General features: G+C 61.8%; 14 protein-coding genes. 6 read left to right on the top strand and 8 right to left on the bottom strand.

Annotated elements, in window-relative coordinates; translation table 11 throughout:
- Positions 1-69: 69 nt before the first annotated feature.
- The 3 genes from ACVZUB_RS03135 to ACVZUB_RS03125 form a co-directional block, all read right to left on the bottom strand.
- Positions 70-1,758 carry a flavin monoamine oxidase family protein gene (locus ACVZUB_RS03135; protein ID WP_042452042.1) on the bottom strand — a complete coding sequence of 563 codons (1,689 nt, stop codon included), beginning with the start codon at positions 1,756-1,758 and terminating at the stop codon, positions 70-72.
- Positions 1,755-2,600 carry a carbon-nitrogen hydrolase family protein gene (locus tag ACVZUB_RS03130; RefSeq protein WP_065456200.1) on the bottom strand — a complete coding sequence of 282 codons (846 nt, stop codon included), beginning with the start codon at positions 2,598-2,600 and terminating at the stop codon, positions 1,755-1,757. Before ACVZUB_RS03130 ends, ACVZUB_RS03135 begins: the two co-directional genes overlap by 4 nt.
- Positions 2,601-2,733: 133 nt before the next feature.
- Positions 2,734-3,369 carry a helix-turn-helix domain-containing protein gene (locus ACVZUB_RS03125; protein WP_003941130.1) on the bottom strand — a complete coding sequence of 212 codons (636 nt, stop codon included), beginning with the start codon at positions 3,367-3,369 and terminating at the stop codon, positions 2,734-2,736.
- A gap of 146 nt (positions 3,370-3,515) precedes the next feature.
- On the opposite strand from ACVZUB_RS03125, the gene speB reads away from it, so the two are divergent.
- Positions 3,516-4,472 (top strand): agmatinase, encoded by a 957-nt coding sequence (speB, locus tag ACVZUB_RS03120; protein WP_165638573.1) that lies wholly within the window; start codon positions 3,516-3,518, stop codon positions 4,470-4,472.
- On the opposite strand, the gene ACVZUB_RS03115 is transcribed toward speB, so the two are convergent.
- The gene (locus ACVZUB_RS03115; RefSeq protein WP_065352843.1) at positions 4,436-5,110 is read right to left on the bottom strand and encodes a class I SAM-dependent methyltransferase; all 675 of its coding nucleotides are present in this window, start codon (positions 5,108-5,110) and stop codon (positions 4,436-4,438) included. The genes speB and ACVZUB_RS03115 overlap by 37 nt on opposite strands.
- A 91-nt stretch (positions 5,111-5,201) precedes the next feature.
- On the opposite strand from ACVZUB_RS03115, the gene ACVZUB_RS03110 reads away from it, so the two are divergent.
- Positions 5,202-5,657: a hypothetical protein gene (locus ACVZUB_RS03110; RefSeq protein ID WP_482628134.1), complete on the top strand. Its 456-nt coding sequence runs from the start codon at positions 5,202-5,204 to the stop codon at positions 5,655-5,657.
- 163 nt (positions 5,658-5,820) lie between these two features.
- Complete coding sequence (locus tag ACVZUB_RS03105) at positions 5,821-7,422, top strand: ABC transporter substrate-binding protein (RefSeq protein ID WP_165638572.1); 1,602 nt, start codon at positions 5,821-5,823, stop codon at positions 7,420-7,422.
- Between the two features lie 129 nt (positions 7,423-7,551).
- On the opposite strand, the gene ACVZUB_RS03100 is transcribed toward ACVZUB_RS03105, so the two are convergent.
- The 3 genes from ACVZUB_RS03100 to ACVZUB_RS03090 all read right to left on the bottom strand — a co-directional run bounded on the left by ACVZUB_RS03100 (position 7,552) and on the right by ACVZUB_RS03090 (position 9,136).
- A complete protein-coding gene (locus ACVZUB_RS03100) occupies positions 7,552-7,806 on the bottom strand; it encodes a hypothetical protein (RefSeq protein WP_482628133.1) in 255 nt (84 codons plus the stop codon).
- A 7-nt stretch (positions 7,807-7,813) separates the two neighbouring features.
- A complete protein-coding gene (locus tag ACVZUB_RS03095) occupies positions 7,814-8,191 on the bottom strand; it encodes a metal-sensitive transcriptional regulator (protein ID WP_029537469.1) in 378 nt (125 codons plus the stop codon).
- Between the two features lie 198 nt (positions 8,192-8,389).
- Positions 8,390-9,136: a hypothetical protein gene (locus ACVZUB_RS03090; protein ID WP_482628132.1), complete on the bottom strand. Its 747-nt coding sequence runs from the start codon at positions 9,134-9,136 to the stop codon at positions 8,390-8,392.
- A gap of 311 nt (positions 9,137-9,447) precedes the next feature.
- On the opposite strand from ACVZUB_RS03090, the gene ACVZUB_RS03085 reads away from it, so the two are divergent.
- The 3 genes from ACVZUB_RS03085 to ACVZUB_RS03075 all read left to right on the top strand — a co-directional run bounded on the left by ACVZUB_RS03085 (position 9,448) and on the right by ACVZUB_RS03075 (position 12,785).
- Positions 9,448-10,878 (top strand): MFS transporter, encoded by a 1,431-nt coding sequence (locus tag ACVZUB_RS03085; protein ID WP_482628131.1) that lies wholly within the window; start codon positions 9,448-9,450, stop codon positions 10,876-10,878.
- Positions 10,879-10,951: 73 nt separating this feature from the next.
- On the top strand, positions 10,952-11,479 hold the full coding sequence (locus ACVZUB_RS03080; RefSeq protein WP_020906029.1) for a carboxymuconolactone decarboxylase family protein: 528 nt from the start codon (positions 10,952-10,954) through the stop codon (positions 11,477-11,479).
- Positions 11,463-12,785, top strand: coding sequence for an MFS transporter (locus ACVZUB_RS03075; RefSeq protein ID WP_482628130.1), 1,323 nt, complete (start codon positions 11,463-11,465; stop codon positions 12,783-12,785). Before ACVZUB_RS03080 ends, ACVZUB_RS03075 begins: the two co-directional genes overlap by 17 nt.
- Before the next feature lie 79 nt (positions 12,786-12,864).
- Here the strand turns inward: ACVZUB_RS03075 and ACVZUB_RS03070 are convergent, their stop codons facing one another.
- A complete protein-coding gene (locus ACVZUB_RS03070; RefSeq protein ID WP_041814605.1) occupies positions 12,865-13,143 on the bottom strand; it encodes a YHS domain-containing protein in 279 nt (92 codons plus the stop codon).
- Between the last annotated feature and the right edge of the window lie 96 nt (positions 13,144-13,239).

The following is a 13,239-nucleotide window of genomic DNA, read 5'->3' as shown; positions in this document are numbered from 1 at the left end:
GGAAAGAGGTCGTGCCCGATAGGAGTACCAACCCCCATCGGGCACGACATTTCGGCAGTTGCGGTGAGCTCAGTCGCCCAACCTGATCGGAGCAAGCTCCTCGAACACGTCGCCGGGTCCGGGATTCTCGGCAGGCGCAGCGCCGCCGAGATGGTTGACGACGCCCCATACCGCGTTGATCGCGGTCTGGATCGCGCCCTCAGCCCAGCCGGCGGTCCACGACACGTCGTCACCGGCGAGGAAGATTCCCCGATGACGCGGTTCGAGATCATTCTGCACGAAGTGGGAGAACAGGCGCTCCTGGTAGCGGTAGTGCCCCGGAAGGTTCGCCTTGAATGCGCCCATGAAGTCGCGCTCGGTTTCCCACGACAGCGTCACCGGGCTCGAGATGATGTGGCTGCGGAAGTCAACGCCGGGGTAGATCTCTTCGAGAGAGCGCAGCATGATGTTCATGCGCTCGGTGGCGTCGAGCGCCAGCAGCTTCAGCGAATCGTCCGACCAGGTGTACGACAAGCAGATCAGGCCTGGCTTGCCCTCGCCTTGATCGAGCAGGTAGGTGCCGCGACTCATACGGTCGGTCAGTGTCATCGACACCGAATCACGGCCGGTCACGGGGTCCTTGTCCTTCCAGAACGGGCGGTCGACGAGAACGAACACCTTGGTCGAACCCATGTAGTGAGTTCGCTCGATCGCAGTCCAGTGGTCGATCGGGAACAGATCGTCGTCACACCTGATATTGTTCAGCAGCATCCAACTCTGCACTGTCACAACGGCACTCGCATAGGTGCGAATGAAACCTTCGGAGTCGGTGACCGTGATGTTGCCGGGCTCGGTACGCCGGAGTTCGGTGACGCGGGGACGCGTCTCACCGTCGTTGAGCGAAGCGACCGTAGTACCGGCAGGCCAATGCGCCATGTGCGCCGGGGCGCGGTTCCACAACCGCATCGGCAGCTGCTGCGATCCACCGACGATGCCGCGGTGGTCGTCGTCGGCGGCCGTGATGACCACACGAAGGATTTCGAGGATCGAATTGGGGTAGTCGGTATCCCAACCGCCCGTACCGAATCCGACCTGTCCGAACACTTCCCGCATGTGGAAGGACTTGAAGTGCTTCGACGCGGCGAGGAATCCGTAGAACGTCTGGTCGTCGTAGCGCACCACGAGGTCGTTCCAGATCCGCTTGATTTCTGCGGTGTCGCGGTCACGAATGGCCTGCTGCAACGGAATCAGATCGGCATGCTCTTCGAGAGTGCGCTGCCAGGCCTGCGCCACCTCGGTGTAGATCGGCGGCAGATCCTCGAGAGTGTGCGCGTAGTGGCTCTCGCCCTTGAGATCGATGACGGTGCTCGGCGTGACCTCGGCAAGGGGATTGGGGAACTCTTCGGTCTGCAGACCCAGTTCGTTCAGGTAGTGGAACAACGTCGTCGACGACGGTGGGAAACGCATTGCGCCCATCTCGGCGACCACCCCGGGGTGCCCGTCGAACTCGACCGACCGCATCCGGCCACCGATCTGATCAGCTTCGTAGACAATCGGTTTGAGACCGACCTTGAGCAACTCGTAGGCCGCGATCATGCCGGAGAGTCCGCCACCGATCACGGCAACTTCTGTACCCAGTGCCAGATCGGGCACCGAGCCGAGTCCCGCCGGACTGGAAACGTAGTCGTCGTACGGGAACGGAAAATCCGGCCCGAACATCGTGAGGGGCGGCTGCTTGCCGGGTTCCGAGGAACTGTCCGGAGCTACTGGGATGGTCATCTACGGTTCTCCTTGGAGACAGTCGTGACAGAAAGGTCTGGATACAGATCGAGGCGTCGATCGTCGAGATGCGTGTTGAGGGTGCGCGATTGCGAGACGGTGGCGGCGGCGATATCGGCGAGGAGCAATTCCTGGCCGACCCCGGCCCTCGCCAACTCGGCACCGTCGGGCGCGATGGCGCACGAGAGACCGCAGTAGGTCAGCTCGGTTTCGGCGCCGCAGCGATTGACGTAGGTGACGAACATCTGACTCTCGTATGCGCGGGCCGGAACCACTTGCTGCGCAATGTGTTCGTACGGAGTCATCAACCCTGTCGGCACGATGAGCCATTCGGTACCGGCGTCGGCATGGGCCCGAACCGCTTCGGGAAATTCCACGTCGTAGCAGATCAACAACCCGCAGCGGATGCCCTCGAAATCGAACCCGACCACCAGGGTCTCACCTGGCCGGAAATGTTCGCGGTCGAGCGTGCCGAACAGGTGCGTCTTGCGGTAGTGCGCAAGCGAAGTGCCGTCGCGGTCCACCACCTGCACACTGTTGTAGACATCTCCCCCGTCGAGTTCGGGGTAGCCGTAGACGACTGCGATGCCTGCACTTCGAGCAATCGCGGCGACGGAATCGAAGATCGGGCCGTCGGCCGGTTCCGCGCGTAGCGACACCAGTTCGCCGATGTCGTAGCCGGTTGCGGACATCTCCGGCGTCAGCAGGATCTTCGCACCGGATGCTGCAGCCTCGCGGGCAGCAGTGTCGATTGCAGCGAGGTTGAACTCCACCGACGCAAAGGTGTCCGGGGTGGTGAGCGGACCTTGGAACAGGCCAACTCGAACTGAATCGACATGCATGGTGCGCTCCTTCAGGAGTTCCGTGACGCCAATTTTCGACGATGTGTGTGACGGGGACAACTACCAGCGTGACGGGTGCCGCCAATCATGTCAACTCTTGTTTCCTAAGAATCAACATTCACGGATTCGAGTCTCACGAAGGCGACGCGCGGGGCCCTTCCGGCAATGCCGGATTCAAGACCCACAGAACCTTCGCCGGAACCGAGCCTTCGGCCTGAAAACTATGGTTGTGCGTCGGCGTGAACGTGAAGGAATCGCCCGCCGCAAGCACGACGTCCTCGGCATCGACGGCCTCACCGTTCGGATCCGTCCGACCACCCTCGAACGAAACCCGCAAGCCGCCCTCGAGCACGTGTACGAAGTTCACGTCGATCGGCAGACTGTAGAACTCCCGACCACTTCCGCCGCCTGGTTCCAGCTCGCCGAGCAGCACCTGAATTCGACGCTCGTTGGTAGGCGTGAGCAGGTACTCCGTCATCTTTTCGCCACCGAAGCTGATTTGCGGCATGGCGTCGGCGCGGACTACTTCACCGGCGGACGCATTCTCGAACAGGGATCCGACGGGGATCTCGAGCACCGCGCACACCTTTATCAGGGTCGCCACCGACGCGTTGACGTGATCGCGCTCGAGTTTCGAGAGATACCCCTTGGTCACACCACAGGCCTCGGCCAGGTCGTCGAGGGTCAACCGCTTCGATTGACGTGCCGCCTTGAGCCTCGCCCCGATGCGCGGTCCGACCGGCTCGACCGCTTCCTTCGCCTTGGCCACTGAACCCACTCCTTCACGACCGCCGTGTCCCTTTCAGGAAACAGGGGTTGACAACCGAGCCTCTTGAAGAAACCATACTTGCTCAGAGAGCTACATCACTGAAGGGCGCCCGGTGTGCGCCGAATCGAGAGCAGGGACCTCTGCACATGGCTACCAACAACCCCGGATCGTTCATCGGACCCGTCGACGCCACGCGCGTCCCCCGCTACGCCGAGCCGACCACCTTTGCGCGTCTCCCGCGCCTGGACGAGGTCTCGCGCGCCGACGTGACGATCCTCGGCATCCCCTTCGATTCGGGTGTCAGCTACCGCCCCGGTGCCCGGTTCGGTCCGGGCCACATCCGCGCTGCGTCGAAGCTGCTGCGTCCGTACAACCCAGCGCTGAAGGTCTCGCCCTTCGCCAACCAGCAGGTAGCCGATTTCGGCGACATCGGCGTCAACCCCTTCGACATCCAGGAAGCTCTCACGACGGTTCAGTCCGCCCTTACCGACCTGCGCGCCGACGGTTCCTCCGTGCTCACGCTCGGCGGCGACCACACCATCGCACTGCCGATCCTGCGCTCACTGGCCCGCGATCACGGCCCGATCGCCGTCCTGCACTTCGACGCTCATCTCGACACCTGGGACACCTACTTCGGTCAGCCTTTCACCCACGGCACCCCCTTCCGCCGCGCCAGCGAAGAGGGCCTGATCGACATGGAGCGCTCGCAGCACATCGGCATCCGTGGACCGCTCTACAGCGAGAAAGACCTCGAAGACGACCGCGTCCTCGGTTTCCAGGTAATCCGCAGTGACGACTACGAGGTCGACGGCGTCGCCAGCATCGTCGAGCGCATGCGTAAGCGCCTCGACGGTGGCCCGGTGTACGTCTCCGTCGACATCGACGTACTCGATCCCGCCCACGCTCCGGGCACCGGAACACCCGAAGCGGGCGGCATGACCTCTCGCGAATTGTTGAACACACTGCGTGGGTTGGTGGGACTCAACGTGGTCGGCGCCGACATCGTCGAGGTAGCGCCGGCGTACGACCACGCCGAGATCACCGGTATCGCAGCGGCTCACGTCGCTTACGAGTTGCTGTCGGTACTCGCACTCAATCGCTGAAGCAGCACAACGGTATCCGTCGTGTGATGCATCTCGGGGTTCGCGGGAAGATCACGTTCCCGCGACTCCGAGACCAACACCTTCCAACCATCGGTGAACAGCGACTCCACGTATTCGGGTGTATGGAGCATGGCCCGATGGTGCTCGGTCGGCGACTCGTGAGGTGAGTGGCCCACGATCAGCAAATGCCCGCCGGGCGCGACCAGATCTCCGAGAGCACGGAACAATTCCCCGCGCGCGGGTTCGAGCATGTGGAAGTACTGCGCGGACACCAGATCGAACGAGCGCCCCTGCGGATCCCACTTCGTCAGGTCGGCTTCCAGCCATTCGATGTCGACGCCCTCGCCCTCGACATGAGCCTGGGCGCGGCCGAGCGCAACCGACGAGATGTCGGTGCCGGTGACCTTCCACCCGCGACGCGCCAACCACAAAGCGTCGGCACCTTCGCCGCAACCGACGTCGAGTGCCGTGCCCGGTTCCAGGTCGGAGGCTTCGGCAATCAACTGTGGGTTGGGATTTCCGCTCCAGCGCGCGGGGCGTTCCTCGTACAGCGAGTTCCAGAACTGTGCGTCCGCCTTGGCGTACGGATTCTCGGTGGTATCGGAGTTTTCGTGGTGATTGTGGTGTTCGTGGCTCATGCACCCAGGATGAACGACCTTCCACAACTCACGCAACCATCTTTGCTGAAACAGCAACTTCTCCATTTCGACGCCCTGCTAACGTCACGTCGTGGCCGGTGGATTTCCCGTGTTTCGTCTCTACTGCAACTCAGCAGGCCCATACGTTTTGTGTTGTGCGCATTTCCCCGAGTTCACCGGTTCGAACTCGGACGAAGAGTTCAGCGTCCGGCAGAGCTTCGACCGCGCAGTCGAGAAGATTCTGCGCGATGCATCCTTCGAACCGACTACCTTGACTTTGGTCGGCGAGCAGCAGGGCTATCCCGTCGGAGACCGACTGTTCGATACGACAGTTCCGCGTACCGGAACCGTCTCATACGCGTTCCAAGAAGCCGGACCGCCGTGGATCGTTCTCGGCCTTGATGTTTCGGCGGACGAATTCTGGTCCGAAATCGACGACGACGCAGACCTCCACGGTCCCGGCCCCACCTCCCCGTTGAGGTCAGTTCCAGCAACCGTGCTCACGGAGACCGGGTGGCCACGCCGAAGTGACCTCGACTCCCCGTGAACTGAACCAGAACTCCAACCTTCGTGAAATCGAACAAAAATCCGCCCGATTTTCGTGAGGATCGACCGAGATGCCCGTCACGTCCTACGCCAAGATTTAGCGGTCACACTCGACTGCGCCCTCACGATTCACTCCCGGGCCCCGGCTCCTTCACGGAGGCACAATGAAACACCGCTCCTATTCGACGCTTGCCGCGACCGCGGGGCTCGCGCTCGTATTGTCGGCTTGCAGCTCGGGAGGCACGTCCTCGGGCTCCGGCGGCGGTGAGCCTCTGACTGACGGAACCTTCCGGTACGCATTGCAAGGCGATCCGGGTGCACTCAACCCGATCATGTCCGGCTCTGCGGCAACCGCGGAAATTTCGAAGCTGGCGTACGACTCCTTGGTCTACCAGGATCCTGAAACCAGTGAATTCAAACCATGGTTGGCCGAGAAGTGGGAAGAAACGCCGACCTCCGCGTCCTTCACCATTCGTGAAGGCGTGACCTGTACCGACGGGTCGACGCTGACTGCGCAGACCGTCGCGAACAACATCAACTTCGTAGCCGATCCAGCCAAGGGTTCACAACAACGCGGCACCACAGTTCCCATCGGCGCTTCGGCCACTGCCGATCTCGCCACCCGCACCATCACGGTAACCACTCCGGCGCCGACCCCGTTCCTCCTCCTCACCATCAGTCGCCTCCCGATCATGTGCGATGCCGGTCTCGAAGATCCGACCGCCTCGAACAACAAGTCGCTGGGCTCCGGCATGTTCAAAGTCACCGAAGTCTCGGCCAATGACCACTACACGTTCGAGCGTCGTGACGGTTACAGCTGGGGGCCCGACGACACCACCTCCGACACACCGGGTGTCCCCAAGACAGTCATTGCTGTCATGGCACCCAATGTCAGCACCGCAGCAAACCAGCTTCTCTCAGGCGAACTGAGCGCATCTCCGATCGCCGGTCCGGACAAGGATCGCATCGATGCCGCCAATTTCGACTCGGTCCAGCGCCCACTTCCCGCCGGTCAGATGTACTTCAATCAGATTGCGGACAATCCGACCAGCGATCCCGCCGTTCGAAAAGCTCTCGTCCAGGCTGTCAATCTCGACGATCTCGCTGAAGTCATCACGGGCGGCCAGGGCACCCGTGCAACAAGTCTTGTCTCCGTCGAGCCCCGAGCCTGTGTGTACGACTCTGTCACAGGCAACATTCCGGACTTCGACCTCAGCGCAGCAAAGGCAACACTGGACGCTGCAGGTTGGACCGCCGGCTCCGACGGCAAACGAAGCAAGGACGGAAAGCCGCTGACCCTCCGCCTCTTCTACGCTGCTGGCGAAGATGCGCGCAGCGCGGCAGCCGAGCTCACCCAGTCGGCATGGTCCGACCTCGGTGCGACCGTCGAGGTGACAGGAGCCGACCAGACCAAGGTTGTCGACGTCATGCTCAGTGGCAAGGACAACAACCAGTGGGACATCGCGTGGATCCAGATCAACAATTCGGTACCCAGCGGGTTCGTCCCGTTCTTCTCCGGTCCTGCTCCGGCAGCAGGTAAGAACTTCTCTTCGATCAACAACCCCGCCTACGAAGCAGCCGTTGCCAAGGCATCCGGCTTGACCGGCGAAGCAGCGTGCGCGGAGTGGGCAGACGCCGAGTCACAGATCACCAAAACGGTGTCCGCAGTCCCGTTTGCAGATACGGTCTTGAGCTTCTACTTCAACAAGGCCGGACTCGCATTCGGTAAGACCTTCATCGGTTCTGCGTTGCGCCTCTACCAGTAGGCCGGTCGACCGAACGCGGTGCGTCAACGAGATACGTCAGATCATTGTGATCTGACGTATCTTGTTGCCACACCGATCGTCTCGTTGTCGAGTTCGACGTAGGTCAGCTGAGGAATGCTGGACGCAAGTTCACTGAAAGCCCACTTCGCGACATTCTCGAATGACGGACTCGTCCAGAGCGTCCGTGTCGACAAACCATCCACGTTCTCCGAGTTGGTCGTCCTCGAACGAGAACGCCACTCGCATCGTCACGCGAAATCCCTCGGCGGGCATCAGCGGCGGCAAGTTCTTCGCGTCCCGCACCGGTGCCGGAAGCCCTTGCCTCACAGCGAATGTACGACGGATCTCGATACTGAACATGCGCACAAAGGTATCAATGTTCATCACAATTCTATGAGCGGACCAATCGCGCAATCGCGTCGTTCGCTTCTTTGATCTTCGCGTCCGCCTCGGGCCCACCGGCAACAGCGGCTTTGACGACGCAGTGGCCGATGTGGTCCTCGAGCAGGCCCATGGCCACCGCCTGGAGGCCCTTGGTCATCGCCGACACCTGCGTCAGGATGTCGATACAGTACTTGTCCTCGTCGACCATGCGCTGCAGGCCGCGAGCTTGACCTTCAATGCGACGCAGACGCGCCAGGTAGTCGCCCTTGGCGGTGATGTAGCCGTGCGAATCTCCCGTGCAGCACACATCGCCGGTCGTATCATTGCCCTGGACACTGTTTGGGGCACTGCTTGGAGCGTTGCCCACTTCTGTCGCTTCCGACATTCGATGTCCTCCTGTTCGTCAACGCGTGACTTCGCAACAATTCTCGTTACCGGGGCGATGTGCGGCGACTCTTCGACTTCCGTTGTCTTGCAGAGCAATCACTGCGCACATCGCCACGCATTTCGCTACTGCACGAACAGATGGATGCATGGCGATTGCCCATGCCCGTTTTCCCGTTGCTGCGAAACGCATTCGGTTTCAGTGCCCGTGGTGCGCGTGGCTCGAGTGTTCGGCCCCAGGCGTGGTCGCATTGTCGGCCGTCAGCGTGAATTCCGCCGTACGCACCACTCCGCCGTGCTTGAAGTCCAAAAACAACCGGTAATCCTCGGCGCTCGGCATGTTGGCGTAGAAGGTGATTGCCGGTCCGGCCGGCGTGAGACCGTCACCGGGGTAGCCGTCCGGATGGACATGGAGATAGGCGAGGTCGGAGGCACGCAACGCGACCAGATGCCCGTATGCGGCAAGGTAGGGCTGCAAGTCTGTGACCGGGATTCCGTCACGACTGACCGAGAGTGTGAGCTTCGATGTCTGCCCTGCGTGGGCCGCGCCTTCGAGAGAGACTGCGTAGCCGTCGACCGTCGTGGCGGCAGTAGCGGCGGGCAACGGCCGAGGATCATAGGATCCGGCGACGCGCACATCCGCACTGAGCGTGATTCCGTCACCGCCGTCCGGAGTGAAATCAGCGAATACTCGATAGTCTCCCGCATGATCGAAATCGACTGACACATGCCAGTTTCCGTTCTCGTCCAATTCGGGATGCACGTGCTGGAATCCGGTCAGGTCCAGACCGACCACGATCAGATGCAACTGCTTGTCGTGGGTGTCCGTGTACCGGGTCAACGGAGTTCCAACCGGATCCAGGATCCGGAACTGCAAGGGGACATGGCTGCCGACGGCCGCCTCCGACGTTGCCAATTCCAGTGTGTAGCCGTTGTCGCTGAACATCTTGCCCTCCAAAGTTTGGGTCGGCAGCACTTTCGTTGCCGTCTGCGTCAGGTTCTGCACTCCTTGACATCGAACCTGTTGCAATTTGTACCATACCCCCCTAGGGTATGCAACGAACTACTCGAACACCCTGAATTCACTCGAAGGAGATCCGATGCGCATCTACGCAGAGCGCCGGCCGAATGAGTTCCAAGACCAGCATTTCCCCGTGCACCCCAACGAAGCGCTGCGCCGATGTCACCCAGGCCCGCTTACGACACCCCTTGACCACACAAGCATCACCTATACCCCGTACAGGTAAGGAACTCAGAATGTCCACACAACCGAAATCCACCCGTAAGTGGTGGGCGTTGGCGTTGATCGCCGCCGCTCAGTTCATGGTCATCATGGACACCTCCATCATCGGCGTCGCTCTCCCCCAGATGCAGAGCGATCTCGGCTTTTCCCAAGAAGGCCTGACCTGGGTCTTCAATGCGTACGTCATCGCGTTCGGCGGGCTACTTCTCCTCGGCGGCCGCCTGTCCGACCTGTTCGGCGCCCGCAGAGTGTTCTCCGCTGGTTGGCTGATCCTGCTGATCGGTTCCGTTGTCGCCGGTGCCGCCGGTAACGTCGCCGTCGAACTTGCGGGCCGTGCAGTCCAGGGCGCAGGCGCCGCACTCATCGCGCCCTCCGCGCTCACCTTGCTGATGATGCTGTTCGGCAGCACACAAAAGGAAATGACCAAGGCGCTGTCCATCTACGGCGCTGCCGCTCCGGCCGGCGGTACGGCCGGCGTGTTCCTCGGCGGCGTCATCACCGAATACACCAGCTGGCCTTGGGTGTTTTACCTCAACATTCCCATCGCTGTCATCGCGCTGATCGCTACTCCCCTCCTGATGCCGAACGCACCGGCACGTACCGGGTCGATCGACTTCCTCGGCGCACTCGCTGTCACCGCAGGTCTTGCTGTCGGAGTCTTCGGCATCGTCAGAGCACCTGATGTCGGATGGGGATCCGGGCAGACGTGGCTGGCGCTCGCCGTTTCGGCCGCTCTGTTGGGTGCATTCGTGTTGATCCAGTCCAAGCGTCGGGAACCTCTGGTGCGTCTGGGAATCTTCAAGGCGCCCAACCTCGGTGCCGCGAACATCGCTCAGCTCGTGCTCGGCGCCGCCTGGATACCGATGTGGTTCTTCCTGAACCTGTACCTGCAGCAAGTGCTCGGATACAGCGCCTTCCCGGCCGGTGCGGCGCTGCTGCCGATGACGATCTTCGTCATGCTCGGCATGGTCGTCGTGGCACCACGGGCCATGGCGCGCTTCGGCGCAAAAGCAATGATCGTGACCGGATTGCTTATACTGGGAATCGGTTTGGGTTGGATGTCGTTGATCCGGCCCACCGGCAACTTCTGGGTCGACGTACTGCCGGCGTCGCTCGTGGCTGCGGCAGGTATGACGCTGGCGTTCATTCCCTCACTCGGTACGGCGATTTCGGCTGCACGCCCGGAAGAGGGCGGATTGGCTTCCGGCATCGTCAACGTCAGCTACCAGGTCGGCTCGGCTGTCGGCCTCGCGGTGATGACCGCGATCGCAGCAGTGTTCGGCGCTGATCAACTCGGCGGCCTGACGGAGTTGACGAACGGTTTCTCCGCCGTGTTCCTCGGAGCAGCCGCCATCGCAGTGGTTGGCGCAGCAATCACCGCGATCGTGATGCGGTCGACCAAGGTCGACGATCCTCGAACCGTTCAATCCACCGTCAATTCTTGACCAACTCCGGTGGTGGGTTCGGCCGGCTGTCACCAGCCGAACCCACCACCGGCGGAACCACTTAGGACTCGTTATGTCGCGCCTTGCTTCTCTCACGCCCACCACCGCTGTCGGTGCATCGAAAGACCTTCTCGCCGAACTCGTCAACCGTCACGGACAGGTCGGTGACATGGTCGCGGCGATGGCTCATTCGCCCGCTGTGCTGGGCGGCTATCTGCAACTCAGCCGAGCAATGAAGCGAGCGAAACTGAGCCGCAAGATCACCGAGCGAATCTCTATCGCTGTGCAGGTCCAGCAAGGTTGCGCTGTTTGCCTCGAAGCCCACGTGGCCGCCGCGCACGCCAACGGCGTCGAGGCGGACGAGATCGAGCGTGCCCGCGCGGGCACCTCGGCCGATCCCGCCATCGCGGCAATGATCGACCTCGGGCTTCGCGTCTATCGGGAGCCTGCCTCGATTTCAGACGAACACATCACGGGCCTTCGAGCGCACGGCTACGGTGATCGCGAGATCGCCGACGTAGTCGGAATCGTCGCCCTCAATGTCCTGACCGGAGCTTTCAATCTTGTCGCGGGAGTGAAACCAAATGAACCGGATCGCTAAGTCCGCACCGGAACGGAACATCCTGCGTCTGTTCTTGATTCGCGACTATCGCCTGCTCTTCAGCGCCCAGATCATCGCGCTGTTCGGCACCGGGTTGGCGACGGTTGCGCTGGGTCTACTCGCCTACGAACTCGCCGGACCGAGCGCCGGAGCCGTGCTGGCCACCGCGCTGACGATCAAGATGTCCCTGTACGTCGTGATCGCTCCACTCGCGGCGGCGTACGTAGACCGGTTGCCGAGACGGGCTTTCCTCGTTGCCCTCGACGCCATTCGTGCAGCAGTCGTGATCGCATTGCCCTTCGTCAGCGAGATCTGGCACATCTACGTGCTGGTGGGCGTTCTCCAAGCTGCGTCGGCAGCGTTCACTCCCACGTTCCAAGCGGTCATCCCTGACATCGTGACCGACGAGGCCGATTTCACCCGCGCACTGTCGGCATCGCAGGTCGCTTACACGATGGAAAGCCTGCTCAGCCCTGTTCTTGCCGCAGTCGCACTGTCCTTCATGACATTCAACCTGTTGTTCGTCGCCACCTCCGTGGGCTTTGCGGTCTCGGCACTGCTCGTGCTGGCCACCCGAATCCCCAACGCTCGCCGAAGTACTCACCGCAAAGCGTGGGATCGGATCGCGTCGGGGGTGCGGATCTTCGTGACCACGCCGCGACTGCGCGGCATCATGGCACTCAATCTCGTGGTGGCAGCAGCCGGATCGATCGTGGTGGTCAACACCGTCAACTACGTCCGCGACGAGCTCGGTGGAACCCAATCCGACGTGGCGTGGATGCTTGCCGCGTCAGGCACCGGCACGTTGGTGACCGCGCTTCTTCTTCCACGCGTTCTCGACAGAACCGCTGAACGAACTGTGATGACAGCAGGTTCCGTTGTCCTGGTCGTCAGCGCCGGCGCGGCAGCAGCCCTCGCCGTGGCCGGTGTATTGACGTGGATGCTCACTGCCGCAGTGTGGGCGCTCGTCGGCGCCGGCATGGCCATGATCGTCACTCCGACCGGAAAAGTACTTCGGCGCTCCGTCGAACCCGCAGGTATACCGGAGGTGTTCGCAGCCCAGTTCTCCCTGTCGCACCTTGCCTGGCTTGTCACCTATCCGATCGCCGGATGGGTTGGTTCGAGCGCGGGATTTGCGGTCACCTGGAGCATCCTTGCAGCGCTTGCCGCAGTGGGAGCCGTTGCAGGATTTGCACTTTGGCCTCGGGAGACGGTTGTTGAATTGCCCGGACAGGCGACGTACGAAACCACCCGAGGCGAATGCACCTTGGCGGCTGCCCAGTGCGCGTGCGCTCGCACCGTCTGACGTCGACGGTCCGACTGAACCCCGACAGCGCTACAACGAAAGTGGTGGTGCAGCCATCGCCTGCACCACCACTCTTGGCTCAACTCACGTCGGCGTACTTCCTCGGATTTGCGTCGAATCGAGGACCACATCCCTTGCAGCAGAACCAGTACCGATTACCTTCGAAGTCACGGAACAGGCCTTCCGCTTCGGCACGCACCTTCTCGATCACGCTGCCGGGCATGACCCGACATTCGACAAGTTCACTACTGCCAGCGGTGAGTAGGTCTTTCACACCGGTCGGCATCGCCGAACCGACAGCGCCGACATCGCCTTTGGCGTCAGACTTCGGGGTGTTGCCACAGCCACAACTGCTCATTGGGATTCCTGTTCTTTTGCGGGACGGATGCGGCCCGCAAAGCGAGCCCGATACAACCGCCAATATACCCCCTATAGGTATCTTTGACTGAGCCTA

It is taken from the genome of Rhodococcus sp. OS5, assembly GCF_056837585.1.
This window is presented reverse-complemented; position numbering and strand designations above follow the sequence as displayed.